This is a genomic window from Micromonospora saelicesensis (assembly GCF_900091575.1).
In the GTDB taxonomy this organism is placed as follows: domain Bacteria; phylum Actinomycetota; class Actinomycetes; order Mycobacteriales; family Micromonosporaceae; genus Micromonospora; species Micromonospora saelicesensis.
Genome location: NZ_FMCR01000002.1, coordinates 1,039,754 through 1,064,433, shown reverse-complemented (window position 1 = coordinate 1,064,433; position 24,680 = coordinate 1,039,754). Strand labels below are relative to the sequence as shown.

At 70.3% G+C, this 24,680-nt stretch carries 24 protein-coding genes; 13 read left to right on the top strand and 11 right to left on the bottom strand.

Translation table 11 applies throughout. The features are described 5' to 3' along the window. Positions 1–63: 63 nt before the first annotated feature. The 4 genes from GA0070561_RS12635 to GA0070561_RS12620 are packed head-to-tail and all read right to left on the bottom strand — an operon-like array spanning position 64 to position 3,137. Positions 64–1,011, bottom strand: a complete 948-nt coding sequence (locus GA0070561_RS12635) for a hypothetical protein (RefSeq protein ID WP_091399887.1) — start codon at positions 1,009–1,011, stop codon at positions 64–66. A 47-nt stretch (positions 1,012–1,058) separates the two neighbouring features. Next, positions 1,059–1,598 carry a hypothetical protein gene (locus tag GA0070561_RS12630; RefSeq protein ID WP_141710368.1) on the bottom strand — a complete coding sequence of 180 codons (540 nt, stop codon included), beginning with the start codon at positions 1,596–1,598 and terminating at the stop codon, positions 1,059–1,061. Then, positions 1,595–2,122: a hypothetical protein gene (locus tag GA0070561_RS12625; RefSeq protein WP_091399882.1), complete on the bottom strand. Its 528-nt coding sequence runs from the start codon at positions 2,120–2,122 to the stop codon at positions 1,595–1,597. The genes GA0070561_RS12630 and GA0070561_RS12625 overlap by 4 nt, the downstream gene beginning before the upstream one ends. Next, positions 2,109–3,137: a hypothetical protein gene (locus tag GA0070561_RS12620; protein ID WP_141710367.1), complete on the bottom strand. Its 1,029-nt coding sequence runs from the start codon at positions 3,135–3,137 to the stop codon at positions 2,109–2,111. The genes GA0070561_RS12625 and GA0070561_RS12620 overlap by 14 nt, the downstream gene beginning before the upstream one ends. Positions 3,138–3,369: 232 nt before the next feature. Between GA0070561_RS12620 and GA0070561_RS12615 the strand changes: the two genes are divergently transcribed. Continuing rightward, positions 3,370–5,850 carry a M14 family zinc carboxypeptidase gene (locus GA0070561_RS12615; RefSeq protein WP_091399878.1) on the top strand — a complete coding sequence of 827 codons (2,481 nt, stop codon included), beginning with the start codon at positions 3,370–3,372 and terminating at the stop codon, positions 5,848–5,850. 81 nt (positions 5,851–5,931) lie between these two features. Here the strand turns inward: GA0070561_RS12615 and GA0070561_RS12610 are convergent, their stop codons facing one another. After that, a complete protein-coding gene (locus GA0070561_RS12610; RefSeq protein WP_091399875.1) occupies positions 5,932–6,399 on the bottom strand; it encodes a cupin domain-containing protein in 468 nt (155 codons plus the stop codon). A gap of 116 nt (positions 6,400–6,515) precedes the next feature. Between GA0070561_RS12610 and GA0070561_RS12605 the strand changes: the two genes are divergently transcribed. After that, positions 6,516–6,986 carry an RrF2 family transcriptional regulator gene (locus GA0070561_RS12605; protein WP_091399873.1) on the top strand — a complete coding sequence of 157 codons (471 nt, stop codon included), beginning with the start codon at positions 6,516–6,518 and terminating at the stop codon, positions 6,984–6,986. Between the two features lie 19 nt (positions 6,987–7,005). Here GA0070561_RS12605 and GA0070561_RS34610 read toward each other — a convergent pair whose 3' ends face one another. The 5 genes from GA0070561_RS34610 to GA0070561_RS12580 all read right to left on the bottom strand — a co-directional run bounded on the left by GA0070561_RS34610 (position 7,006) and on the right by GA0070561_RS12580 (position 12,178). Then, on the bottom strand, positions 7,006–9,135 hold the full coding sequence (locus GA0070561_RS34610) for a ThuA domain-containing protein (RefSeq protein ID WP_091399871.1): 2,130 nt from the start codon (positions 9,133–9,135) through the stop codon (positions 7,006–7,008). 189 nt (positions 9,136–9,324) lie between these two features. Next, positions 9,325–9,678 (bottom strand): VOC family protein, encoded by a 354-nt coding sequence (locus GA0070561_RS12595; RefSeq protein ID WP_091399869.1) that lies wholly within the window; start codon positions 9,676–9,678, stop codon positions 9,325–9,327. A 186-nt stretch (positions 9,679–9,864) separates the two neighbouring features. After that, entirely contained in the window at positions 9,865–11,079 is a 1,215-nt protein-coding gene (locus GA0070561_RS12590) for an RNA polymerase sigma factor (RefSeq protein WP_091399867.1), read from the bottom strand. After that, a complete protein-coding gene (locus tag GA0070561_RS12585) occupies positions 11,079–11,465 on the bottom strand; it encodes a YciI family protein (protein WP_091399865.1) in 387 nt (128 codons plus the stop codon). The genes GA0070561_RS12590 and GA0070561_RS12585 overlap by 1 nt, the downstream gene beginning before the upstream one ends. Positions 11,466–11,578: 113 nt before the next feature. Next, positions 11,579–12,178: a hypothetical protein gene (locus tag GA0070561_RS12580; RefSeq protein WP_091399863.1), complete on the bottom strand. Its 600-nt coding sequence runs from the start codon at positions 12,176–12,178 to the stop codon at positions 11,579–11,581. 411 nt (positions 12,179–12,589) lie between these two features. On the opposite strand from GA0070561_RS12580, the gene GA0070561_RS12575 reads away from it, so the two are divergent. The 8 genes from GA0070561_RS12575 (at position 12,590) to GA0070561_RS12545 (ending at position 21,031) form a co-directional block, all read left to right on the top strand. Further along, the gene (locus GA0070561_RS12575; RefSeq protein WP_091399861.1) at positions 12,590–13,804 is read left to right on the top strand and encodes a cellulose-binding domain-containing protein; all 1,215 of its coding nucleotides are present in this window, start codon (positions 12,590–12,592) and stop codon (positions 13,802–13,804) included. A gap of 201 nt (positions 13,805–14,005) precedes the next feature. Next, on the top strand, positions 14,006–15,010 hold the full coding sequence (locus tag GA0070561_RS12570) for an ABC transporter substrate-binding protein (RefSeq protein ID WP_167362387.1): 1,005 nt from the start codon (positions 14,006–14,008) through the stop codon (positions 15,008–15,010). Next, the gene (locus GA0070561_RS12565) at positions 15,007–15,795 is read left to right on the top strand and encodes a class I SAM-dependent methyltransferase (RefSeq protein ID WP_091399856.1); all 789 of its coding nucleotides are present in this window, start codon (positions 15,007–15,009) and stop codon (positions 15,793–15,795) included. The genes GA0070561_RS12570 and GA0070561_RS12565 overlap by 4 nt, the downstream gene beginning before the upstream one ends. A 110-nt stretch (positions 15,796–15,905) precedes the next feature. Beyond that, entirely contained in the window at positions 15,906–16,895 is a 990-nt protein-coding gene (locus GA0070561_RS12560; protein WP_244166171.1) for a FecCD family ABC transporter permease, read from the top strand. Continuing rightward, positions 16,892–17,725 carry an ABC transporter ATP-binding protein gene (locus GA0070561_RS12555; protein ID WP_244166170.1) on the top strand — a complete coding sequence of 278 codons (834 nt, stop codon included), beginning with the start codon at positions 16,892–16,894 and terminating at the stop codon, positions 17,723–17,725. The genes GA0070561_RS12560 and GA0070561_RS12555 overlap by 4 nt, the downstream gene beginning before the upstream one ends. A 171-nt stretch (positions 17,726–17,896) precedes the next feature. Further along, complete coding sequence (locus GA0070561_RS12550; protein ID WP_091399852.1) at positions 17,897–18,538, top strand: GNAT family N-acetyltransferase; 642 nt, start codon at positions 17,897–17,899, stop codon at positions 18,536–18,538. Between the two features lie 132 nt (positions 18,539–18,670). Beyond that, positions 18,671–18,817, top strand: a complete 147-nt coding sequence (locus GA0070561_RS33580) for a hypothetical protein (protein ID WP_167362386.1) — start codon at positions 18,671–18,673, stop codon at positions 18,815–18,817. A 180-nt stretch (positions 18,818–18,997) separates the two neighbouring features. Continuing rightward, entirely contained in the window at positions 18,998–21,031 is a 2,034-nt protein-coding gene (locus GA0070561_RS12545) for a hypothetical protein (RefSeq protein WP_091400240.1), read from the top strand. 72 nt (positions 21,032–21,103) lie between these two features. Here the strand turns inward: GA0070561_RS12545 and GA0070561_RS12540 are convergent, their stop codons facing one another. Beyond that, positions 21,104–21,520 carry a hypothetical protein gene (locus GA0070561_RS12540; RefSeq protein WP_091399850.1) on the bottom strand — a complete coding sequence of 139 codons (417 nt, stop codon included), beginning with the start codon at positions 21,518–21,520 and terminating at the stop codon, positions 21,104–21,106. A gap of 137 nt (positions 21,521–21,657) precedes the next feature. Here GA0070561_RS12540 and GA0070561_RS12535 point away from each other — a divergent pair, with 137 nt between their 5' ends. From GA0070561_RS12535 to GA0070561_RS12525, 3 genes are all read left to right on the top strand, one after another. Further along, on the top strand, positions 21,658–22,686 hold the full coding sequence (locus GA0070561_RS12535) for an NBR1-Ig-like domain-containing protein (RefSeq protein WP_091399848.1): 1,029 nt from the start codon (positions 21,658–21,660) through the stop codon (positions 22,684–22,686). Positions 22,687–23,029: 343 nt separating this feature from the next. Continuing rightward, positions 23,030–23,758, top strand: coding sequence for a peptidoglycan-binding domain-containing protein (locus tag GA0070561_RS12530; RefSeq protein WP_244166169.1), 729 nt, complete (start codon positions 23,030–23,032; stop codon positions 23,756–23,758). A 33-nt stretch (positions 23,759–23,791) separates the two neighbouring features. Next, positions 23,792–24,676, top strand: coding sequence for a peptidase inhibitor family I36 protein (locus GA0070561_RS12525; RefSeq protein ID WP_091399844.1), 885 nt, complete (start codon positions 23,792–23,794; stop codon positions 24,674–24,676). Positions 24,677–24,680 lie beyond the last annotated feature (4 nt).

Here is a 24,680-nt window from a genome sequence, read left to right as displayed (position 1 = left end):
CGCGCTTTTTGGGGCGCCGGCTGCGCGGACCTGCCGCTGCGAAGCGGTCAGCGGTTGGTGGACTCAGGTCAGCTCCAGGACGGGTCGGGTCAGGATCTCTTCGGCGTACCCGTCGTCAGAGGCGAGCCACTGGCCGAAATCCTTGTCCCGGTAGGCGGTGGCGAGGGCGAGCCACCCCAGGAAGAAACCGCTGCCTCCGCAGGTGGTGCTGCCGCCATCGCCGCCGCACACGATGGTGCGCTCGGTGGTCGCCTCGTGCTTGTACGGATCCTGCCCGATCGCCAACCCCCACAGGTTGGTCTCGTGGTGCATTCCGGTCTTGTAGTCGTACGGGTAACCGTCGTTGGGGCAGTCATCACCCCAGCGGAACAGAGTCGTCGCCCCCGCGCCACATGCCCACTCCCACTCATCCGCAGTCGTCGTCCGCAGGCCGCCGCTCGCGAGCTGGGCCATCGCCTCGTCATGGGACACGTCAGTGGTCGCTCGGGCCTTCGCCACCTGCCCGGTCTGGTCGAACTCGACGGTCAGCCCACCCGCAGACCGGAACTGGCTCACCCCGTCGAGCTGAGCTCCCTGCGACGCGATGAGTTTGAGCACCCGGGGGTCGTCCGGCGCCAGCGAGACCTGGCAGGGATCGAACGCTTCAACAGCGACCAGCATTGCTGGCAACTCCACGGTGCGCACCGGTGAGGTCATCGCGTCGACGTACTCGGCCAACGGTGGAAGGCCGTACTCCTCAGCGCTGTCGGCGTAGCTGGCCAGCTGGTCCGACGTGGGCCGGAAACGAGCCGCGTCGTGGCCGAGCATCGGTCGGCCGCCGGGCACCAGAGCGAACCGCATCCCGTCCCGCTCGAACAGCGCCACCCGGTGCGACCGCCCCGCGTACACCCTGTCCTGGAGGCCGACCGGCACGGTCAGACCGTGCCGGTCGGCGATCTCCTCGGCGAGCCGGTGGGCAGCGCCATCGGAGAGGTCGTTCCACTGGGCACAAGTGAGATCGGCGTACGACACCGCGCAAGGATAGGACCGGACGTGCTGCTCCCGCAGGCGCGGAGACGTCACGTGCCAAACGCGTAACCGCCGGGTCGGACCGGGTAGCGGGAAAGGTCGTACGGGGCGGTGTCGATGCAGTACCGCTTGGCGGGTCTCGTCGGATCGCCGCCGGCCTGGAGCGTCTCGATCTGGTCGGCTCGTCCCGGACCACCCTCAATGATCTTGATGACGAAGACGTGGTTGACCATTGGGCTTCCGCCGTCCGGGACCACAGCGGTTACCAGTGCGGTGTCGCCCACCACGCTGACGCATGTCACCTCGGCCTGCCCCTCGCTCACCACGTGTCCGTCGGGCAGCGCGTGCCGGAAGCGGAACACACCGTGGCCTGTCCCGTGGCGGTCGACCCAGCCCAGGACGTCGAACCGGATCTGATGACCGAGTGTCCCGGGCTCGTCGTAGACGAAGCCACCGACGCCGGCGATCCACGCACCCGGCGTGGCGGGTACCTCCGGTGGGTCCTGGTCGTCGGCCTGCGCCGACACCGGGGCACCGACGGCCGCCACGGCCCCGGCGAGCATGGCGACAAGTAACGTGCGGATTCTCATGGCTTCTCCAGTCTTCGAACGATGGCTGCGCGCCGGCGGTAGTCGGCGGCCACGGCGATGACGAGCGGGCCCCACGCGAGCATCGGGGCGTAGTAACGGAACACCTCCCAGCCAGGAGCCGGGTGCACCGGTTCGTCGTCGCCGATGCCTACCCAAACGCTCTGCACAAGGTGGAACCTCTGGTTCAGGAGGAAGTACACGCAGATGGCGACGAGCGACCAGCCGCCGATCAGCGCGACGCGCACTACCGGACGCGCCGGGATCCGACGGCCGCCGATGCGGGGCACCCGGTGCGGGACTCGCTGTCCCCACCGGTGCACCAGCCCGAGTGTCAACAGTGCCAGTCCCATCGACAGGGCGGACAGGAAGACCATGTACCACTGGGTGACGGCATCGTCGGTGAACACCAACGACAGTCGCCAGGCCGCGGACGGCAGGACGCAGAGGGGGACGGCGTAGGCGGCCCAGACCGCCCAGGGCGGCGGGGTGGCTGTCGAGACGCGGGCAGAGTCAGCGTGGTTCATGGACGCTCCGATCCTGGGAGGCGGTCATGGCGGCGTGGGTCGAGGTGGTGAGGGCGTAGCCAGTGGTGGTGACTGCCAACGACACTCCCCAGCCGAGGAAGACCAGCAGCGTGGCGGTGACGGCCCATCCGTCCCACACGTCGGACCAGTGCGTTTCACCGGTGAGCAGTCGGCCGACGAGCACCGCGATGCTCAGCACGCCGTAGGTGACCAGCGTGAGTGCGACCACGCCGGCCGGGAGCACCGCCAGCCGTCGGGGGACCTGTCGACCGTTCAGTCCCGGCACCCAGCGCGGAAACTGCTGCCCCCACCGCTGTACCAGCCCGAGAACGAGCAGGCCGGCGAGCGGCGGGACGAGCGTGATCGCCACCCCCGTCGGTGTGGAGAGGTCCCGTTCGATGTCGTTCAGTTCCCGCTCGGAGATGCCGATCGGAACGCCGAGCACCCACAACCCGTGGGGCACGGCCCAGCCGACCACGGGCAGCGCGACGGCGACGTACGCCCAGCGGCGCGTCCACAGCGGCACCGGCCGGTAGCCGACGGCGGCCGGTCCGCGCCGGGGCCCGGATGCGTTCGCGAGCCCGGCGAACAGGACGCCACCGGCCACCAGCACGAGCCGGGCTCCGAGGTCACGCCAGTCCGAGGGCCGCCCCGCCAGCGCTGCCGGGATCTCGAAGACCAGGTGCAGCGGGAACGCGGCCACGAGGAGCAGCGCGGCCGCGGCCCAGCTACCGACGGTCGCCCAGGTGCCGGCAAACCGGACCGTGCACCCGAGCATCACCGCGAGGGCGACGCCGACTCCCACCGCGCCCCACCCCGACCAGAACGGCAACGCCACGACCTGGTCCGCACCACACCCGCCCGCCGGATCGACCAGATCGGTGCGATCGCAGGCGGTGTACCCCCACCGACCACCGGCGATCCAGTACAGCCGCTGAGCCACAGCAGCGACGACGAACACGGCACACGCCAGCGCCCACGCTCTGGCGCGGTTCGGTATCTCAACGACAGCCATGGACCTACGATCGCTGGCTGCGTATCAGCTCTCCTCCCCGGCAGATGGGGAAGCGCTCCCTCTGCCGGGGGACCTGCCGTCCGGGGTACGGACGCGGGCGGTGCGGGGCCGGCGACGGTCGCCTCAAGGAATGCTCAAATTCGATCGACGTGAGCCACTGGAGCTGCGAACCCACATACGCTCACCGGACCGGTCCGCCGGCAATCACCCGTCGTAGGCAGAAGGAGGGGGAATGCGGCGATCACAACGGCGCATCGCGCTGCTCGCGCTGTCCACCCTGGTGGGTAGCATCCTCGTGACGACCGGCCCTGCGGGCGCGGATCCCACGGGGCCGTCAGCCGCCACCAGCCGATCCCAGCTTGAGGATCGTGAGTCGGTACGCCTCGTGCACATCAGGCTGACCGGTGCCGACATGCTGGACAAGGTGGCCGCAGCCGGCTTCGACCTCGAACACGGCCTCCGGCGCGTGCCGAACGGCATCGAGGGCGAAGCGGTGGTGACCGCCGAGCAGGTCACCGAACTCACGGCGATGGGCGTCGAGCTGCTCGGCGACGACGCGGGCTTCGCCTGGAGCAACGAGGCCGACGGTGGCATTGGCATCGGCGCGGCCAGCGCGCGGGCGGCCCAGCCGGCGAACCACGACGCGACGGTACGCGTGGTCCGCGCCGACTGGTTCACCACAAAGGGTCAGGGCTTCCTCTACGTCGAGGCGCGGACCACCGAGGGGCAGCAGGCGGACCCCATCGTCGGGATGCAGTTGGAGAACGACTCGGGGAAGGGCACGCCGTTCGGCTTCGCCCGGACGATGAGCCGGTTCGTCGACTCGGGGCAGTACATGTTCCACCGGAATCTCTTCAAGCTCGACGTACGCCCCAACAAGATCAAGCTGACGAGTTCCACCGGTGGCGTCGCGACCGGTGTCGTCTCCAACTGGCTCGAGGACGCCCCGCCGCCGCTGACGGCGAACCCGTCCTACAAGTCCGACTTCGTGGACGGCTACCGGCACCCGCAGCAGCTCTACAGCCGTGCCAAGGAGATCGCCCGCCAGTACCCGGACATCGCCGAGATCGTCTACCTGCCGAACGAGACGAACGGGTACCAACGCAAGGCGCAGGCCCAGATCGGCGGTACGGGGCAGGCTGCGGTGGTCGTCACCTCTGCGGCGTGGGGTCACCAGGGCGGCAACAACATCACAGTGGACTTCGTGGACCGGCCCGACGCGAACCTTCCGCTCGCGGTGGAGGTCACCGGCAAGGCGGTTCGTGTCCTGCTCGCCACGGACGCCTCGGGTGCGCCGACGAGCACGGCCGCCGAGGTGGCCGAGGCGCTGCGGGGCCGCTCCGCGGGGCTCATCGACCGGGCGCACCCGTACCGCACCAACGAGGGCACCGGCATCGTCGCTCCGACGGCCGGCCCGGTCGCGCTGACCGACTTCCTCGACCAGAAGCGCGTCGGAGCGCCGGAGGGCGAGGTGCCGCGCGGCCCCGCGACGATCCCGGTCCTGCGGATCGGCAAGCACCGTGACGGTAAGAAGCCTGGTGTCCTCATCCAGGCGCAGGACCACGCCCGCGAGTGGGTGCCGGCGACGACCAGCCTGGAGTCGGCCGAACGTCTGGTGCACAACTACCGGTCCGACCGGGAGACGAAGAAGATCGTCGAGAACACCGACGTCTTCTTCATCCTGTCCAACAACCCCGACGGGGCGAACTACAGCTTCTACAACTTCGCCTCGCAGCGTAAGAACATGACGAACCACTGCCCGGACGCGAGCGCCGATCCGGGGCAGCGGAACTCCTGGGGCGTCGACCTGAACCGGAACTACCGGGTCGGGTCGGGCCACGACGGCTACGCGGGAGGGTCGACCAACTGCGTCAGTGGCACCTACCAGGGGCCGGGAGAGCTGTCCGAGCCCGAGTCGAAGAACATCATCTGGCTGGTCGAGAAGTACAAGAACATCAAGTTCATGATGTCGGTGCACTCCAACGGCGGCCAGCTCTTCTGGCAGCCCGGCGCCTACATCGCGGACGGCCGGATCACCACGCCGCGTCCGCCGCTGGGTGACGAGGCGTTCTACTGGCAGTCCGCCGCCCGGATCCTGTCGCAGGTCAAGGCGCACCGGGAAACTGTCGTCACGCCGGAGAACGTCGGCGGCTCGTCCGACGTCCTCTACTCCTCGGCGGGCAACGTACGTGAGGACCTGTACCACACCTACGGCATCTACGCGTTCGGCTGGGAGGTCGGGGGCTCGGTCTACAACCCGGCCACCGGCGACTGGCAGGGCGGCTCGTTCCAGCCGGAGTGGGACGGGAACCCCGAGCTTGTCAGTGGCCACGCCGAGACGATGGAGTACGCCAACGGGATCATGGAGATGTTCCGGGTCGCGGCCGACTGGGGCAGGGACAAGGAGGACCCGACGTCCCAGCTGGTTCCGGGCGCCGGGCGCTACTCCGGGCCTGTCGACGTGCGCTTCGAGACCAGCGAGCCGGCCACCATCTACTACACGACCGACGGCAGCCGGCCCACGCTCGAGTCGCCCCGCTACGCGGCGACCGAGTTCCGTGAGCCGGGGCAGGTGTTCCACGTGACCGAGACGACGACGTTCAACTGGTTCTCGGTCGACAGCGCCGGCAACATCGAGAAGAACTACGACCCGACGAAGAACGACAAGCGCAACAACTACCGCACCGCGACGATCAGGATCGCCAAGAGGTAGCGCCGGTCCGACAGTCGCTGCCCCGTCGGTGCGGTCCATCCGCGCCGACGGGGCAACTTCTGCACGTAAGGGTCGCGTCGGTCAGCCTCGTCGGCCGGCCCACAACGGGCTGTCCACGTAGTGGTTGTCGTAGCGGTCCTGGGTCTCGCCGACGTCCTGCCAGGTGGCTTCGCCCCGGTGCACCTTGTCGAGCAGTCGGTAGTAGTCGAACCGGGGCTTGCCGGGGGTGATCACGACGAGGAAGTCGGCGTCCCTGCCGTCGGCGGGGGCGAAGGCGTGCGGGGTGTTCGGCGGGACGAAGAGCGCGTCTCCCTTGTGCAGTGTGTGCACCTCGTCGTCGACGAGCATCTCGAGGGCGCCGTCGAGCATGAAGAACAGCTCACCGGAGTGGGTGTGCAGGTGTGGCGGAGCACCGTCGGTGCCGTGCTTGAGCAGTGTGCGGTTGCTGGTCAGGGCGCCGCCGGTGTGCTCGGGGTCGAGGAGCAGCGTGATCACGCTGGCCGGATCGCTGTCGAGAACCTCGGCCTGGGCTGCGCGTACCAAAGTCATTGTCGGCTCCTTCGTCGTCCGTCGATTCCTAGACACTAAGTGTCCAGAATCAGCCTACGCCAGCGATCATGGCGTGCGTCACAAATTCTGGACAGGTAGAGTCCAGGATTATGCGGATGAGTCAGGGCGTCGAATGGGCCCTCCACACGTGCCTCAACCTGAGCTGGCTGGACGCCCCGGTGCCGACCGGCACCCTCGCCGCCTTCTACGAGCTGCCACCGGCGTATCTGAACAAGCAGCTCCAAGCCCTGGCCCGGGCCGGGATCCTCACGTCGACCTCGGGGCCGCGCGGCGGCTTCCAACTGGCACGGACCCCGGCGGCGATCTCTCTCCTGGACATCGTGGCCGCCATCGAGGGCCCGGAGGAGCTGTTCCAGTGCGACCAGATCCTCCGCAAGGGCCCGGGCGAGCACGCGGGCGTCGACTATCGACAGTCCTGCGCGTTCGCCCAGGCCATGCGCGGCGCCGACCTGGCCTGGCGGCGGGAGCTGGCCGGTAAGACCGTTGCCGACGTCCGGGCCGACGTCGAGCGCGGGCACCCCGAAGCACCAGCCAACACCCGGGCCAGGATCGTGGAACTGCGCTAGGGCGTTGCCCGGCCCGCGGTCAGCGGCCGTGCACCTCCAGCTCCCACAGCGAGTAGCCGTACGCGGGCAGGGCCCGCTGGGTGCCCTGGACGCGCAGGTAGCGACCGGTGGCCGAGATGGCGATGTCGTCCACACCGCCGTCGCCAGTGGTCGTGGTGTGCACCGGCGACCAGGTGATGTTGTCCGGGGAGACCTGGATCTGGTACGCCCGCGCGTACGCCGCCTCCCAGGTCAGCCGGACCCGGTCGAGGGTGCGGGACGCGCCGAGGTCCACCGAGATCCACTGCGGGTCGGCGTACGCGCTGCCCCAGCGGGTCGTCGTGTTGCCGTCCACGGCGTTGGCCGCCGTGTGCGCGCTGCCCGGCTCCACGGTGGACGCGGTGACCGGCTTGCCCCGGGAGAGCAGGGTGCCACCGGCGGCGGTGCCGTAGACGTTGAGGTCCCACAGCGAGTAGCCCCACTGGGTGGCGCGCTGGGTGCCGTACACCCGCAGGTAACGGCCGGTGCCGGTGACCGTGAGGTCGTCGACGCCGCCGTCTCCGGCGGTCGTGGTGTGCACCGGCGACCAGGTGATGTTGTCCGGTGACACCTGGACCTGGTACGCCCGCGCGTGGGCCGTCTCCCAGGCCAACCGCACCCGGTTGATCGCGTACGCGGCCCCCAGGTCGACGGTGATCCACTGCGGGTCGGCGTACGCGCTGCCCCAGCGGGTCGTCGTGTTGCCGTCCACGGCGTTGGCCGCCGCGTGCGTACTGCCCGGCTCGACGCTGGACGCTGTCACCGGCCGGCCCTGGGCCAGGTCGGTGGCGGGTGGCTCACTCGGACCGTCGGTCCTGATCCGCACGTTGCGGTAGTTGATGTCCATGCCGGCGCCGTCGTTCTGCAACCCGATGTAGCCGTTGGCGATGGCCCGGCTGCTGACGTAATCGTTGATCTTGACGCCGTTGAGCCAGATCTCGACCCGCTGGCCGTGCACGCCGATCTCGTAGGTGTTCCAGGAGCCGGGTGGGTTGAGCGCCGCCGCACGGGCGGCCTGGTTGGGTGCCTGGAAGCTGTAGACGCTGCCGGTGGTGCGCGTCGGGTCGCCGTCGGTGGCGTCGATCTGGATCTCGTGACCGGCGGCGACCGGGGCCCACGGGTCGCCCTGCGGATCGGGGAAGCCGATGAAGACCCCGCCGTTGTCGTCGCCCGGCATCATCCAGTCGACCTTGAGCGAGTAGTTGGCGAAGGTGCGCACCGGGTACCAGAGCAACCCCATGCCACCGTTCGACGTGAGGGTCCCGTCGGCCAGTGTGAACCCGCCCGGCCCCGCCTGCCGCCACTGCCCGAGGCTGGCCTGGGTGCCGTCGAACAGCGGGGTGTAGCCGGGCTCCGGCCGGCAGTCGGCCGCCACCGCCCCGGCCGCCACCTGGATGCCGCCCAGCAGCATGCGGGTGAAGTTCGGGTCGGCGTAGCTCTGCTCGGTGTGGCCGAGGCCGGTGTACCAGGAGCGCCCGCCGCCATAGCTGTGGCACCAGGTGATCGGGTGGTCACCACCCATCGACCCACCGGTGTACGACGACTCGTCGAGGTTGGCCAGCACCTTGACCGTCGAGCGGGGGTTGGTCCGGTAGTTGTACCACTCGTCGGTGCGGGTCCAGGTCGACGGCAGGTGCGCGGTCGAGGCGTTGGCCCGATCCTCGACCCGCACTGTCGCCTGCTGGGTGGCCGGGTGCGAGGCGAAGTACCCGCCGACGAGCCCGCCGTACCACTGCCAGTCGTACTCGGTGTCGGCGGCGGCGTGCACTCCGACGAAGCCGCCGCCGGCGGCCACGTACGCCTCGAAGGCGCCCTGCTGGCCGGCGTTGAGCACGTCGCCGGTGGTGCTGAGGAAGACCACCGCCTGGTACTGGGCGAGGTTGGCAGTGGTGAAGGTCGCCGCGTCCTCGGTGGCGGTGACGGTGAAGCCGTTCGCCGCGCCGAGCTGCTGGATGGCGGCGATGCCGTTGGGGATGGAGGAGTGCCGGAAGCCGGCGGTCTTGGAGAAGACCAGGACCTTGCCCAACGGTGCGGCCTCGGCCGGGGACGAGGTGACCGCCGCCGCACCGGCGGCGAGGGTGAGTCCGGTGACGACGGCGGCGGCGAGCGTGCTGATGGCGCGTCTACGCATGCGGGGCTCCTTGTGGGGAAGTGCCCGGTGTGCCCACGTCCGCCGAAACGAGGGCGATGTCGAGACGACGCGGAGCGGTGCCACCGTGCCGGGTTGACGGCAACCGGATGAACATCGATCCACATCGTTGATGTGCAGTTAACATCGGGCGTCTGTGAGGGTCAATCCCTCGGGATTGTCGGCACCGTCTCAGGAGCGGTGGGCCGCCACGTTGATGACGTTGCCGTCCGGGGCGCGGACGAAGAACCTGCGCACGCCCCACGGCTCGGTGGTCAACGGATGCACGATCTCGTAGCCGAGCCGCTGTGCCTCGGCATAGGCGCCGTCCACGTCATCTACCTGCACGCTGATGACCGAGTCCTCGGGTGCGGTCGCGTCGCCGGAGACGAGCTGCACGGCCACGTCGGGGTCGGGCGAGGTGTAGCGGGCCACCCAACCCAGGTTGAATGCCTCGGTGCTCAAACCGAGAAAGTCGGTGTAGAAGCCCTTCGCGGCGCCGACGTCAGCCACCGGAAGGTTGGGCAGAATGCGGATGACACGCATGGGACCTCCAGCTCAGGCGATTGGACCCTCCTGATTATCCGGACGGGTGCTGGCAGCGCAGACCGGCGGCACGCACGGCGCGTCCGCCATCGACCGGCACATCGAGCAGGCGAGAAGGCAGATCTGAGCCTGCGACCACGGGGCGGGCGAGCGGCCTTCGGGGTTCGGTCGGCGGTGCCGGAGCAGTCAGTTCAGCGCGGCCGCCTTGCCGAGCAGCACCGAGCGTTCGCGCTGATTGGCGCAGAGCCGGGCGGCCAGCTCCAGCTCGGCGCGCGCCTCCGGAAGCCGGCCGAGGCGGGTCAGCAGCTCGCCGCGTACCGTCGAAACGAGGTGTGACCCGGGGAGCCGGTTGGAGGCGATCAGCTCGTCCACGATGGCCAGGGCCGGCGCCGGACCCGAGGCCATGGCGACGGCGACGGCCCGGTTGAGTTCGACCACCGGCGAGGGCGCGACCCGGCCGAGCGTCTCGTAGAGCCGGACGATCCGGGCCCAGTCGGTCTCCTCGACCGAGGCTGCCGACGCGTGCGTGGCCGCGATGGTGGCCTGTAGACCGTAGGGGCCGAGGCCGCGCTGCGATGCCCTGGCCAGCGCGGCCAGCCCACGGCGGATCGCCGGGAAGTCCCACAACCGGCGGTCCTGGTCCTCAAGGAGGATCGGGGTGCCGTCCGGGCCGGTCCGGGCCGGGAAGCGCGCGGCCGTCAGCTCGCACAGGGCGAGCAGGCCGTGCACCTCCGGCTCGTCCGGCTGTAGCGCGGCGAGTGTGCGGGCCAGCCGGATCGCCTCGTACGCCACATCGGGGCGCAGCAGCCGGTCGCCCGACGTGGCCGTCGACCCCTCCGTGAAGATCACGTAGAGGACGCTGAGCACGCCGCCCAGCCGCTCCCGGCGCTCGCCGGCCGGCGGCAGCTCGAACGGCACCCCGGCCGCCGCGATCGCCTTCTTGCCCCGGGTGATGCGGGCCTGCACGGTCGGCACCGACACCAGGAACGCACGGGCGATCTCCTCGGTGGACAGCCCGCCGACCACCCGCAGGGTCAACGCCACCCGCGCCTCGCGGGAGAGCAGCGGGTGGCAGCTGACGAACATCAGCGCCAGCACATCGTCGTCGATCCGGTCGGGGTCGATCTCCTGAGCGAGCGCGGGATCGGCCGCCAACAGTGCGTATCGCTCCTGGAGGGCGACCCGGCGGCGGATGGCGTCGATCGCCCGCCGCCGGGCCGTGGCCATCAGCCACCCGGCCGGATTGGCCGGAGAGGCACGCTGCCAGGACACCAGCGCCTCGGCCACCGCCTCCTGGGCGGCGTCCTCGGCCAGCCCGAAGTCACCGGTGAACCGGGTCAGCGCGGCCACGATCCGCGCCGACTCGACCCGCCAGACGGCCTCGACGTCGGCCGTACCCATCAGACCTGGCCGTTGCTTTCGCCACCCTGCGGGACCTCGTCGGCCTCGGCCACCCGCCGGACCTCGATCTTGGACCCGCGGACCGCCGGGACCCGCCTGGCCCACTCGACCGCCTCCTGTTTCGTGGCGACGTCGAGCAGGAAGTAGCCTCCGAACAACTCCCTGGTCTCGCCGTACGGACCGTCGGTGACCACCGGTGCCTCGCCACCGAAGTCGACAACGACGCCCTGGCGCGGATCGTCCAGCCCTTCGGCCGCGACGAGAACGTCGGCCTTCATCATGTCCTCGATGAACTGGCGGGTGGTGGCCATCATCTCGTCGATGTTGGCCATCATGGCTGCGTTCGTCTCATCGGTGCCCCGCATGATCAACATGTATTTCGACATCGCGTTCTCCTCATCCGACGGGGCCGTCTCCCCGGCTCCAGCATCCCCACGTCGAACGGGCGGCCCGCGGATCGACACGGGCCCCGGAACATTCTTTCCCTGTCGCGGCGTGGTCAGGGTCGCTTGCCCTCAGGCGGCGCCGTCATTTCGGCGTGCCGCACTGTCAAGTTGCCGCGAGTCACAGTGGCGAACGCAGCCGGCGCAAGGCACGTACCGATTCGGGCCGGGCCCCATTGGCCTGCCTCGTCCTGGTCCATGCTGGCTGACCAGGTGAAGCCGACCCGGTCGCCGCCGCGCCCGCCGTCCTGCACGCTGAATCCGACCCGCTTGCCGACGAAATCAATGGCCATGTCGTCGGCGCGGGTGACGATGCCGGTCAGTGTGGCATGACCCGGGCTGGTGATCATGCAGTCCACCGATGCCTCCCACCGCACGGTGATGTTGGCTGCGGCCAGCCAGTGCGCGACTCGCACTGTCCCCGTCGCGTCCGCAGGGGTGCCGTTCTCCCCTTTCGGAATCGGCAGCGGCCGGCTGTACGGCGCCGACCGGGCGTCGAATGCGAACGATTGCACGTCGTCGTCCTGCCCGAACGGCAGCACGAACTCCGCCGATCCGGTCACCCGCGCCGGTCGGTGCTCTGCCGCCCCGGCCGGCGTCGCCGCTGCAACTGCCATGGTCACTGCGGCGATGCCCCACCCGAGTGTTCTGCGCATGGTCGTCCTCCTCATCCGGCCGCGAACACCGCGGCCCTGCGATGCCTCCAGACTCGACGAGGTGGGAGCAGGAGTGATCCCCTTCGAGGGGGGAACCGCTCCCTCGCACCTGGGATACCGGGCCTCGCTTCCGGGAGGGCGCGCCAGGCGCGGGGCCATCCGCGCGGGGGAGTGCCACGACGCTTGATTCAATAGGCAATCGTCAATAGATTGAGGGTGGGCGCCGCCGGGGTCCGGGGGACCGGGCCGTCGGCGGCTGACAGGTCCGCCCCCGAGCCGGGCATTTCGGTCGTACGCGACCGGTCGCTGTGGCGCACCGCCGCGCCACATCCAGGGCACGTTGCACGCCGCGTCCGTCCAGGACGCGCCGCCGTGCCGCCTCCGCTCAGCTCGATGGCAGAAGGACCCTTCATGAAGATCTTCCGTGCCCGCCCCGCCGCGACCCTGGTGGTCGTCGCCGCGCTGGCCGCCGCCGCGACCACAACCGGAGCGGCAGTGCTCAGCGGCCCGGCCGCAGCCGCCCAGGGTTGCCGGGTCGACTACACGCCCAATCAGTGGCCCGGCGGATTCACCGCCACCGTCAAGGTCTCCCCGGGGGACGCGGCCGTCTCCAGTTGGACCGTCACCTGGACGTACGCCGGGGACGAGCGGGTCACCAGCGGCTGGAACGCCACGGTCAGCCAGTCCGGATCGACGGTGACCGCCCGCAACGCGTCGTACAACGGCAGCATCCCGGCCGGCGGCTCCACCGAGTTCGGGTTGCAGGGCACGTACGGCTCCAGCGGTGGCGCGCCGACCGGGTTCAGCCTGAACGGCGTGCCGTGCAACGGCGCCCCGCCGCCGCCGACGACCCCGCCGCCAACGACGTCTCCGCCGACCACGCCTCCGCCAACGACGCCTCCGCCGACCACCCCGCCGCCCACCACCGAACCGCCGGCCGGGTGCGCCGGCGCGGTGCTCTGCGACGGTTTCGAGGGCCAGACCGGTTCGACGCCGTCCGGTGACTGGGCCGTGGTGAGCCCGGACTGTTCCGGCGCCGGTACCGCCACCATCGACACGGCGACCACGCACAGCGGCAGCCGGTCGGTCCGGATCAACGGCGCCGCCGGGTACTGCAACCACGTCTTCATCAGGTCCACGAAGAACCTCGGCAGCCTGGGCAACGTGCGGTACGGCCGGATCTGGGTCCGGCACACCACCGCCCAGCCCACCGAACACACCACGATGATGGCGATGGCCGACGCGGCCGACGGCAACAAGGACCTGCGGTTGGGTGGCCAGAACGGCGCCCTGCAGTGGAACCGCGCCTCCGACGACGCGACCCTGCCCGAGCAGAGCCCGGCCGGGGTGGCGCAGAGCCTGCCGTTACCCACCAACCGGTGGACCTGCGTCGAGTTCATGGTGGACGGCGCGGCCGGTCAGCTGCGTACCTGGGTGGACGGCACCGCCATCCCCGGGCTGACCGCGGACGGCGCACCGACGCACGACATCGACGGCCAGTGGTACAACCGCACGTGGCGGCCGCAGCTCACCGACCTGAAGCTGGGTTGGGAGAGCTACGGCGGCGGAGCCGACACCCTCTGGTACGACGACGTCGCGCTGGGGTCCAGCCGGATCGGCTGCTGACCCTTCGGGGTCGTGGACGGGCCCGTCAGCGCCGCCCGCAATGGTGATGAATGCGTCGAGGGTGTGACCCGGAATCTGGGTCACACCCTCGACCGCATCGGCGTGAGTGGGCGGCGGGAACGTGGGCCGGCGTCCACCGCCGGGTGGCGTACCGCACCCCGCCTGCCAGGCCGCGCAGGCGCTGTTGATATGTTCACGGCCATGAAAACCGTTTTCATTAAGGCGGGCTTGTGTCTGGTGCTGGCCGCAGCCGGCTGCTCCGATGGCGGAGCAACCGAGCCGGCCGCGCAGAGCCACCTGGCCACCCCGGTCCACCTGACCAACTGCGGACTGCCGGTCAGCGTCACCGCGCCACCCCAGCGAGCGATCGCACTGGAACAGAACGCCACCGAGATCATGCTCAGCCTCGGTCTCGCCGATCGGATGGTCGGCACCAGCTACCAGACCGACCCGGTGCTGCCCGACCTGCGCCCCGCGTACGAGAAGGTGCCGGTGCTGGCCAAGCTCTACCCCTCACGAGAGGCGGTCCGGGCGGCAGCCCCGGACTTCGTCTACTCGACCTACACCTCCGCGTACTCGCCGGACGCCGCGGGCTCGCGCGCTGACCTGGCCACGCTCGGCGTACCGGCGTACCTCTCCGAGTTCGCCTGCGAGAAGCCGGCGGACGCGACCCAGACGGTCACCTTCGACGGGATCTTCGACGAGATCCGCGACATCGCCGGCGTCTTCGGCGTCCCGGAGCGGGCCGACAAGCTGATCCGCGACCAGCAGAGTCGGTTGGACGCTGCCCGAGGTGCGGCGCCGACGACCGCGTCGAGCGCGGGCCCGTCACTCCTCTGGTACTACTCCGGAACGAGCACCCCGTACGTGGCCGGGCACGGCGGGGTTCCGGACGCGATCAGCTCGCTGCTGGGCGCGCGCAACACGTTCACCGATGCCAGCCAGAAGTGGCCGGCCGGCAACTGGGAGGAGATCGCCAAACGCAACCCGGAGGTGATCGTGTTGGCCGATCTGACCCGGGGTGGCGACGGCGACAGCGCCCAATCGAAGATCGACTTCCTGCGCCGCAACCCGGTGACGTCGAAGTTGGACGCGGTGGTCGCCGGGCGGTTCGTCACAGTGCCCGGCTCGTCGATGGATCCGTCGATCCGCAGCGTTCAGGCGGCGGAACTGGTCGGTGCCAACCTGCACGGGACCGCCCGATGACCCCGCCGGCCGGCGCCGAGGTCGCCGCGCTGGACCAGGCGGCCGCCCGCCGCCTGCTCGAACTCTGGAACGACCAGCAGTCCGCCTATGTCGCCCACCGCGACCTGCGCTTCGACGCGATGGCCGACGTGCTGCGGCTGCACTGCCCGGACGACCCCGCGATCCTCGATCTGGCCTGCGGTCCCGGTGCGATCAGCGACCGGATGCTGGCCCAATTCCCCCGCGCCACCGCCGTCGCGGTCGACTACGACCCGATCCTGCTGGAGGTCGCGCGGCGCGCCCTGGACCGGTACACCGCACGGGTCGAGGTCCACGACGTCGACCTGGTGGCCGACGGCTGGGAGGAGGTGCTGACCGGACGGCGGGTCGACGCCGTGCTCTCCTCAACGGCACTGCACTGGCTCGCGCCGGAGCAACTGCTGCGGGTCTACACCACCGCGGCGCGGTTGCTGCCCGCCGGTGGTGTGCTGCTCAACGCCGACCACCTCCGCTACGACGAATCGGCGCCCACCCTCCGCGACATCGCCGGTCGGCACGACGCACAGGTGCAGCAGCAGACATTCGCTGCCGGAGCGCTCACCTACTCCGCCTGGTACGCCGAGGCGGCCCGACACCCGGAACTGGCCGGCCTGGCAGCCCAGCGGGAACGGCGGTTCGCCGACCGACCGCCGCAGGCCCCAGCGTCACTGGAGTTCCACCTGGCTGCCCTTCGCGCGGCCGGGTTCGCCGAGGTCGGCACCGTCTGGCAGTACCTGGACGACTACGTGGTGTTCGCCCGCCGATGAACCCGCGAGTCGCACGATCCCTCGTCTCGGCGAGCGGCCCGCCCGGGTCGACGCGACGGGACTCGCCACCTGCTACCGGCATCTCGAGGAACGGTCGGTACGTCCTTCCGTTGGCCCTGCTCCTGCTGCTGGTCACCATCGCGGCGGCGGTCAGCGTGGGCTCGGCCGACCTGCCGGTCGACAGCGTTCTGCGTGCGGTGGCCGACCATGTGGGCTTCCCGGTCCAGCCCCTACCGGCGTTGCCGGACAGCATCGTGTGGGACCTCCGGTTGCCCCGGGTGCTGTTGGCCGCGTTGGTCGGTGCCGGTCTGGCGGTGTGCGGGGCGGTGCTACAGGCACTCACGCGTAACCCGCTGGCCGACCCGTTCCTGCTCGGTGTCTCGTCCGGCGCCTCCACCGGCGCGGTGGCGGTGCTGGTACTCGGCATTCGGATCGGCGCCGGCCCGGTCGACCTGACCACCGGCGCGTTCGTCGGCAGCATGGCCGCGTTCGGCGCGGTGCTGCTGCTGGCCGGCCGGCGGGCCGGCGAGCCGACCCGGATCGTTCTCGCCGGGGTGGCCGTCTCGCAGCTCTTCAGCGCGGTGACCAGCCTGATCGTGATCTCCGACGCGCACACCCAGGACACCCGTAGCGTGACGTTCTGGCTGCTCGGTTCGCTGACGGCGGCCTCCTGGCCGTCGGTGACGCTGAGCGCCGTGGTTGTCGGCGTCGGCCTGCTGGTCTGTTGGGCCAGTGCGTCGGCGCTGGACGCGTTCGCGTTCGGCACCGATACCGCCCGCTCGCTCGGCTTCTCTCCCGGGCGCACCCGGGTGCTGCTGTTCACCGTCACCGCGCTGATGGCAGCCGCGCTGGTCGCGGCGAGCGGTGCCATCGGTTTCGTCGGGTTGACCGTGCCACACGCCGTACGGTTCCTGTTCGGCTCCGGGCATCGCATGTTGCTGCCCGCCTGCGCGGTGATCGGCGCGACCTTCCTGATCTGGGCGGACACCGTGGCGCGGACGGTCTTCTCGCCACAGGAGCTGCCGGTGGGCGTGCTCACCGCGCTGCTCGGGGTGCCGGTGTTCGCGCTGGTCATGCGACGCCGGACGGGTACGCCGTGATCGCGCCGGACACCGCCGGCCGGGGAGTGGGCGGTGACCCTGTCCCGGCGGGAGCGTTGCCGGCGCGGCTGGACGCGGACGGGATCGGGTGGGGCGTGGCCGGCGTACGGATCCTGGCCGGGGTGGCGCTCACCGCCGAACCGGGCGCCACGGTCGGCCTGCTCGGGCCGAACGGCTCCGGCAAGTCGAGCCTGCTGCGGCTGCTGGCCGGGCTGGCGCGGCCGGAGTCCGGGCGGGTGCTGCTCGACGACGTCGCGGTGGACGCGATACCCCGGCGTGCGCTGGCGCGGCGGATCGCGGTTGTCACCCAACAGGTGGCCACCGACGTGGAGATGTCCGCACTGGAGGTGGTTCTGCTGGGCCGGACCCCGTACCGGCCACGCCTTGCCGGGGTCGGCGCCGCGGATCTGGAGCTGGCGCGGCGCGCGCTCGCCGAGGCCGGCCTGGCCGGGTTCGAGCAGCGGCGCTGGTCCAGCCTCTCCGGTGGTGAGCGGCAGCGGGTGGACCTGGCCCGCGCTCTGGTGCAGGAACCGGATCTGCTGCTGCTCGACGAGCCGACCAACCACCTGGACATCCGGCATCAGCTGGATTTGCTGCGGTTCCTCGCCGAGTCGGCGAGCACCGTCGTGGTGACCCTGCACGACCTCAATCTGGCCGCGCAGTACTGCGACCGGTTGGTGCTTCTGTACGGCGGGCGGGTGGTCGCGGCGGGTACGCCCGTCGAGGTTCTCACCACCAGTCGGATCGAGCAGGTCTACCAGGTGCGTACGGACGTCGACATCGCCGCTGACGGCCGGCCCCGGATCTGGTACCGCAGCCACGCGACGTAGGCGCGGACGGAGCTGACGAAGCGCGGGCCGAGACACCAGGGCACTCGGTTGCGTACTCCATGCGCGAGGATGTCTGAACACTGTCTGGTCCGCGCGGTGGCAAGGGGCGGGAGCGCATTGCCGCGTCCGCCCTCGGCAGCCGCGCGGTCGGGGAACGGGGGAGAGGCGACCATGGACCGCACGTTGGCCGACATCCTGGACGCGGCGGCGCACGGGCGCTTTCCGCCACCGGACGGCGGGACCACAGTGGTGCCACAACCGAGTCGCCGTGACGCCGGAGTCATCGCCTTCACCGGGCACTCGGTGGTGTTCACCGACGAAGACCCCCAGTGGGTACGCCGTACGCTGGCCAACCTCGACTGCGACTCCCTGGCGGCCACGATGAATCCGCGTTTCCTGGGTGCGCTGCTCGACCGCACCCGGCGCTCCATGGACACGATCGACCTGCTGACAGTGGCGAGTTGCCTTGACGGGCCACCTCCGTTGCAGCTGGCTGAGCTGGCGGACGCCGATCATCCTCGCGAGGTCAGGTCGCGTCGGCGTCGTGACGACATCAGCGTCTGGGCCGCCGAGGGTGGGGTGGTCGTGCTCGGCCGAGGGGTGGCCGGCCGTTGGGAGGCGGCGATAGAGGTCGACGACGAGCGTCGCCATCGAGGTCTGGGGCGGGCGTTGGCGACGGCCGCCCGCCATCTGGTGCCCGACGGCCAGCCGATCTGGGCCCAGCAGGCCGCCGGTAACGCGCGCAGCGTGCGCGCCTTCCAGGCGGCGGGTTTCCGACCGGTGGGCGCCGAAGCGCTTCTTCTCCAGACGTAGGCACTCCACCGGGGGAGCCGCACGTGCCACTGTGGGCCGAACCGTGATCGGCAGGAGGGTTTCCGAGATCACGCCCGGGGGCATCCCGCGGATGACGTCAGTCGCCCGCTACCCCTGATCGAGGAGAGCACCATGTCGGTCCAGGCATTTCTCTACATCGTCGCCGTCATCCTGATCGTGCTCGCTGCTCTGCCGCTGCCCACGAGGGGTGTCTCGCTCGCGCTTCTGGGTGCCGCCTGCGCCCTGCTCGCGTACGCCTGGCCGGTGATCACCGACTGACCTTTCCGTGAGTCGTCGTCATTGCGGCCGGTGGCCGGCAGCCAGAGCGTGATCGGCTGCCAGCCACCGGCCGCGAGTCTGTTGCCCTCACGAGGTCGGGGTGCGCTTGCTGAGTTTCTTTCACAAGCGTAGGAAGAACACCACCCATCGATCCGCCGTCCAGCGTCGAAGGAGATGCGTGTGACCACCTCCAGAGGGCTCCGTCTGGCCGTGTCCGTGCTGGTGACAGCAGGCGCTGTCCTGCTCGGCACGGCGGCGCCTGCCGCACCGCCGACGACTCCCGCACCGACCGGGCACCCGTCCTGCGACCCGATCGACCCGACCGCCTGCCTGCTGCCGTTCCCGAACGACCACTTCACAGTGCCGGACCGGAGCAGCCCCACCGGCAAGCGGGTACGGTTCGCCGCCGCCGCGATGCCCGCCAACGTGCAGGGAACCCCGATCGACCCGACGGAGTGGAACCGGCAGGACGGGTTCAGTCCGGGCTCACCGATCCTGGTGCGCGTACCCGGCCTCGACGCCACGGCGAGCGGGATCGCGCCGGTCACCGACATCGGCCGCTCGCTGGCGCCGAACGCGCCGATCGTGCTGCTCAACACCCGGACCGGTGAGCGCACGCCGTACTGGGCCGAGTTGGACGCGCACGCCGCCGGCCAGCCCGACAGGCAGCTGCTGATCATCCGGCCGGCGGTGGCGCTGGACGAGGGCGCCCGCTACGTCGTCGGGCTGCGCGGTCTGCGGGACGGCAACGGGGCGTTGATTCCGGCGCCGAAGGCGTTCACGGCGTACCTGACCGGTGCCGGCCTCAAGCAACGGGACGCTCGGGGGCCGCAGCTGAGGCGGATCGTCGCCGACCTGAGCCGGACCGGCGTCAAGCGGCACAGCCTCTACCTGGCCTGGGACTTCACAATCGCCAGCCGGCACGGGCTGACCGGGCGGATGTTGGCGGTCCGGGACGACGCGTTCGCCGACCTCGGCCGGGCCGCGCCACCCGTCACCGTCACCCAGGTGACCGACTATTCACCGGAGCAGGATCCGCTGATCGCCCGGCAGATCACCGGCACCATCGGCGTACCGTCCTATCTGACCGGCGACGGCGGGCCCGGCTCGCGCCTGCACTACGGGCCGGCCGGCGGAACCGGGACGCCGCCCACGCCGAACGCCCTGCCCACGCCGTCCGGCGCGACGGTGGCGGCGGACTTCGTCTGCAACATCCCGCGCAGCGCCTCGGCCGCGCGGCCGGCCCACCTCTCGCTCTACGGCCACGGACTGCTCGGCCGACCGACCGAGATCAACGCCGGCAACGTCAGGACGATGTCGAACACCCACAACTTCACCTTCTGTGCGACCAGTTGGATCGGCATGGCCGCCGCCGACGTTCCCTTTGTGGCCAACGCCTTCACCGACCTCAGTGTCTTCCCCGCGGTGGCGGACCGGTTGCAGCAGAGCTTCCTGAACTTCCTCTTCCTGGGTCGCGCGATGATCCACCCGGCTGGGTTCGCCGCCCACCCGGCGTTCCGGGACGCCACCGCCCGGCCGCTGATCAATCGCTTCGGCGGGTTGCACTACGACGGCAACAGTCAGGGCGGCATCAACGGAGGTGCCCTCACCGCCATCGCCCAGGACTGGACCCGGTCGGTGCTCGGCGTACCGGCGATGAACTACTCCACGCTGCTGCAACGCAGCGTGGACTTCGCACCGTTCCAGGCCGTGCTGGACGGCTCCTACCCGGACACTGTCGACCAGCAACTGGTCCTCGCGCTGCTGCAGATGTTGTGGGACCGGTCCGAGGCCAACGGGTACGCCCAGCACATGACCGACCGGCCACTACCGCGCACCCCGGCGCACCAGGTGCTGATGCACGTGGCCTTCGGCGACCAGCAGGTCTCGCCGGCCGCGGCGGAGGTGCAGGCACGCACCATCGGCGCGCGCCTGCACACCCCCGCGCTCGCCGACGGCTGGTCACTGGACGTGCGGCCGTACTGGGGCATCGCGCCGATCCGCCGCTACCCGTACACCGGCTCGGCGATCGTGATCTGGAACAGCGGCACGGCCTACGCGCCACCGCCGACCAATCTCGCCCCGGCCGGCCCGGAGTACGGCGACGATCCGCACGAGTTCCCCCGCGCCCAGGCCGGAGCCCAGAAACAGAAAGCGGTCTTCCTGCTCACCGGCAAGGTCGTCGACGTTTGCGGGCGGACACCCTGCCCCTGACGCGAGAATCGGGACGAAGCGGGGCGCTGGCCGTGCCAGCGCCCCGCCGGGGAAAACGTCGGCCCTGCCGCGTCAGCAGCGCACCTCGGTCTCCTTCTGCGCCACGTCCGAGATGCCACCGAGGGCCCGGGTGCACACCGACAGTGTGTTGGCGCCCAGGGACCAGACCTCCGGACCACTGGAACACTGCAGGTCGCGCAGCGTGCTTCCGGTAACGATGGAGGTGCAGACCTGGTACGAGCCGTGGCTGGCCCGGTACTGCTGCCACACGTACGTGTAGGCGTAGTTCTTGCCGCAGCCCTTGTACTGCTTGACCGATGCCGCGGTCTGACCGCCGACGGTGACGTACGCGGTGGCGCCGATCTGCACCGAGTCGGTGCAGCGCGGGTTGGTCTCGGCATGCGCGGGTGCGGCGAACGCCAGCGTCGCGGGCACAGCCAGACCGGCGGCCGCGAGGATGCGTACGCCACGGCGGGAAAGGTTCTTCATCGGTGACCTCCTTCAATGCACCGGAACCCTGGAGCCCGGTGTCGTCGATGCACCACATTGATGGCGGCCGAGGCCCGTTCGGTACCCTCTGACACGCTCTGACAACGCCTGACAACGTCGTCTGACATGGGGGAGTGATGAAGGACCAGCGTGCCGCCGCTCAGTCGATTCAGGACAGACAGGCCGCCGAGAGGTTCGCCGAACAGCTCCGGGCCCTGCGGACCGCCGCCGGTGACCCGTCGTTCCGCAAGATGGCTGGGCGGTCGGGTCGGATCTCGCACACCACGCTGCACGAGGCCGCCGCCGGGACCAGGTTCCCATCCTGGGAGACCGTGCGGGAGTTCGTCCGAGCCTGCGAGGCGGACGAGGTGCAGTGGCGGCGTCGCTGGGAGGACGCGCAGGGCCCCGGCACGGTCCACGGCATCGCGGATGGCGATGCCGTGCCGGTCGGTACCGATTCCCCGACCGACGCCGACATCCCGATCACCACGGGTGGAATGGAGCCCGACACCGGGACCGACGCCCCGGAGACCCACGGGCCCGTCGTGTCCGTCGTCGCCGTGCCGTCGCCGGAGGAGCGGGACGCGCTGCGGAGCACTGACCATCCGCCGGCTGACGAGGACGTCGCGGGTGCACGGCGGCCGCGGCTGCCATGGCTCGCCGCAGCCGCGGTGCTCCTGGTGGTGGCGATGGTCGCTGTCCTGGGCGTCGTCGTCCGCGGCCGGTCGTCACGGGACGACTCCGGCGCGGTGGCGGCGTCGTCCGCGCCGTCGGTGTCGCCGTCGGCCTCAGCGTTCTCGGACTCGCTGATCCCCGGCGACTCCAGCAAGTTCATCTCCGACGTCACCATCCCCGACGGCACCCGGGTGCGGGTGAACTCCCAGTTCGTCAAGGTGTGGGCCCTCAAGAACGTGGGGAAGGTCGCCTGGCACAACCGCTTCCTCGCCCGCACCAACCCCACCGCCGATGCCGACGGCTGCCAGGTGCCGGACCGCGTGGCGATCGGTGACACACCTCCCGACGAGCAGGTGATGATCAGTGTCGAGGTCACTGCGCCGAGCCGTCCCGGGAAGTGCTGGGTGAGCTGGAAGATGGTCGACGAGAACGGGCAGGAGTTCTTTCCCACCCGCCGGCCGGTGTACTTCATGGTCACCGTCACCGCCTGAGCGTGCTCCCCGGTCGCCCTGGCCGGTGTAAGAGTGGCGATCGCTCGGTGTCATTGCCGGGTGCCACCGAAGCTGACAACAGTACATCCATCGAGGTCAGTGATGGCCTGACGGATCTGACAGGACAGTAGGGGTACCGAACAGCAGGCCGCTTCTCGCAAGGTGATGTCCGTTCCGAACGACTCACCAACTGCGAGGAGGATCGACCTTGCGCCGTCCCTGGTTATCCGTCGGGCTCGCCGCTCTCTGCGTGGCCGTCGGGGTTCCGGCCCACGCGTGGGCCGCGACATCCGGCGCCACAGCGCAGCGAACCGTCACCACGGCAGCGCGGCCGGTCGTGGACATGGAGGCCACCGTCCTGGCCGCCCAGATCGACCCCCGCCGGGCCGACAACACCCTGACGCCGGGCGCGAAGAACTCGGTACTCGCCGTCGAACAGGCACTCCAGGCGCAGGGTCTGCTGAACGCCCAGTGGGTCGACGGTTACTTCGGCACCGTGACGGTCTCGGCGTACGCGGCGTACCAACGCTCGCTCGGCTACACCGGGCTGGCCGCGAACGGGCTGCCCGGCACGACGTCGCTGACGAAGCTCGGGCTGAACCGCTACACGGTCGGCAACACGATCGGCCCGGGCGCGAAGGTCTCGCGTGACGGGTACGTCGTCAACGCCCGTACGCAGGCCATGTTGGCCGAGGCGCAGCGTCTGCTCGGTTACACCCTGGTGCTCGACCAGGGCTCGTACAACCCCGGCGGCGACCCCACCTCTGCCGGTACGCACGACGGCGGGGGTGTGGTGGACATCGCGGTCACCGGCATGACCGCCGCCAAGCGCACCGCCGTCACCCGGGCCCTGCGTCAGGTCGGCTTCGCGGCCTGGGTCCGCAACCCGAATCAGGGCGACTGGCCGTGGCACATCCACGCCACGGCGATCAACGACACGGACCTGTCCAGTCAGGCGCAGCACCAGGTCGGTGACTACTACCTCGGCATGAACGGCCTGGCCAACCAGGGACCGGACGACGGCCCCCGAATCCCGATCAAGACCTGGGAGCAGTACCAGCGCGGGCAGTGACCCGCACCCCTTCACCGTTTCTGAAAGGACACCATGAACATCCGTAAGAGCCTCGCCGCCGTCGGCGTCGCGCTGGCCGCGACCACCTCGATCCTCAGCGCCGCATCGCCCGCGTCGGCCGCGGCCCGAGACGGGGTCTGCGACAGCGGCGAATTCTGCTACTACTACAACAGCGACAACGCGGGATCGATCTCGGACTTCACCGGTTCGCTCGACGACTACGGCACCGAGCAGCCCTCGTGCTACGACTTCAAGGGCGCTGGCGCTGGCAAGGGCCTGTGCATCAAGAACGAGGCCGCCTCGGTCTGGAACCGCAGCACCAAGACCGTACGCGTCTACTACAACAGCGGCTACGCCGGTTCTTACCAGGACTTCGCGGCCGGCGCCAAGGGCAATCTCAACGCCACGCTGAAGAACAACAACGCCTCGCACCAGTTCTCGCCGTCGACCCGCACGAACCTGTCGTACGCCCTGTACCAGGCCAGCGGCGGCACTGTCACGTGCGCTTTCGACGGTTACACCACGACGCCCGGCCGGCACGAGGGCATCGACATCGCCCGCAGCGTCGGCTCGGACGTACGCGCCCTGGTCTCCGGAACGGTCATCTACGTCGCGCGGGGCGCCACCGGCAGCGGCGGCCTGTCCACGATCTCCGTCTACAACTCCTCACTCAACAAGTCGGTGATCTACCTGCACACCGCGCCGAGATCCGGGGTGAGCGTGGGCGACGCCATCAGCAAGGGCGAGATCATCGGCGATGAGTCGTGGCACGGGGTGTCCTCCAGCTCGGGCGCACACACCCACGTCGAGGTCCGGGCCGGCCGGCAGACCCACGCGGCCGTCAGCGTTGGCGACCCCACCCTGGACAACGCCGACCCGACCGCGTTCTGGAACTCCCAGGGCTACAACGAGAAGTAGGACG

Excerpts from the sequence above, each read along its gene's own strand:
- GA0070561_RS12630 (WP_141710368.1), bottom strand. The coding sequence starts at position 1,598 with ATGAGAATCCGCACGTTACTTGTCGCCATGCTCGCCGGGGCCGTGGCG.
- GA0070561_RS12625 (WP_091399882.1), bottom strand. The coding sequence starts at position 2,122 with ATGAACCACGCTGACTCTGCCCGCGTCTCGACAGCCACCCCGCCGCCC.
- GA0070561_RS12620 (WP_141710367.1), bottom strand. The coding sequence starts at position 3,137 with ATGGCTGTCGTTGAGATACCGAACCGCGCCAGAGCGTGGGCGCTGGCG.
- GA0070561_RS12615 (WP_091399878.1), top strand. The coding sequence starts at position 3,370 with ATGCGGCGATCACAACGGCGCATCGCGCTGCTCGCGCTGTCCACCCTG.
- GA0070561_RS12610 (WP_091399875.1), bottom strand. The coding sequence starts at position 6,399 with ATGACTTTGGTACGCGCAGCCCAGGCCGAGGTTCTCGACAGCGATCCG.
- GA0070561_RS12605 (WP_091399873.1), top strand. The coding sequence starts at position 6,516 with ATGAGTCAGGGCGTCGAATGGGCCCTCCACACGTGCCTCAACCTGAGC.
- GA0070561_RS34610 (WP_091399871.1), bottom strand. The coding sequence starts at position 9,135 with ATGCGTAGACGCGCCATCAGCACGCTCGCCGCCGCCGTCGTCACCGGA.
- GA0070561_RS12595 (WP_091399869.1), bottom strand. The coding sequence starts at position 9,678 with ATGCGTGTCATCCGCATTCTGCCCAACCTTCCGGTGGCTGACGTCGGC.
- GA0070561_RS12590 (WP_091399867.1), bottom strand. The coding sequence starts at position 11,079 with ATGGGTACGGCCGACGTCGAGGCCGTCTGGCGGGTCGAGTCGGCGCGG.
- GA0070561_RS12585 (WP_091399865.1), bottom strand. The coding sequence starts at position 11,465 with ATGTCGAAATACATGTTGATCATGCGGGGCACCGATGAGACGAACGCA.
- GA0070561_RS12580 (WP_091399863.1), bottom strand. The coding sequence starts at position 12,178 with ATGCGCAGAACACTCGGGTGGGGCATCGCCGCAGTGACCATGGCAGTT.
- GA0070561_RS12575 (WP_091399861.1), top strand. The coding sequence starts at position 12,590 with ATGAAGATCTTCCGTGCCCGCCCCGCCGCGACCCTGGTGGTCGTCGCC.
- GA0070561_RS12570 (WP_167362387.1), top strand. The coding sequence starts at position 14,006 with ATGAAAACCGTTTTCATTAAGGCGGGCTTGTGTCTGGTGCTGGCCGCA.
- GA0070561_RS12565 (WP_091399856.1), top strand. The coding sequence starts at position 15,007 with ATGACCCCGCCGGCCGGCGCCGAGGTCGCCGCGCTGGACCAGGCGGCC.
- GA0070561_RS12550 (WP_091399852.1), top strand. The coding sequence starts at position 17,897 with ATGGACCGCACGTTGGCCGACATCCTGGACGCGGCGGCGCACGGGCGC.
- GA0070561_RS33580 (WP_167362386.1), top strand. The coding sequence starts at position 18,671 with ATGTCGGTCCAGGCATTTCTCTACATCGTCGCCGTCATCCTGATCGTG.
- GA0070561_RS12540 (WP_091399850.1), bottom strand. The coding sequence starts at position 21,520 with ATGAAGAACCTTTCCCGCCGTGGCGTACGCATCCTCGCGGCCGCCGGT.
- GA0070561_RS12535 (WP_091399848.1), top strand. The coding sequence starts at position 21,658 with ATGAAGGACCAGCGTGCCGCCGCTCAGTCGATTCAGGACAGACAGGCC.
- GA0070561_RS12530 (WP_244166169.1), top strand. The coding sequence starts at position 23,030 with ATGGAGGCCACCGTCCTGGCCGCCCAGATCGACCCCCGCCGGGCCGAC.
- GA0070561_RS12525 (WP_091399844.1), top strand. The coding sequence starts at position 23,792 with ATGAACATCCGTAAGAGCCTCGCCGCCGTCGGCGTCGCGCTGGCCGCG.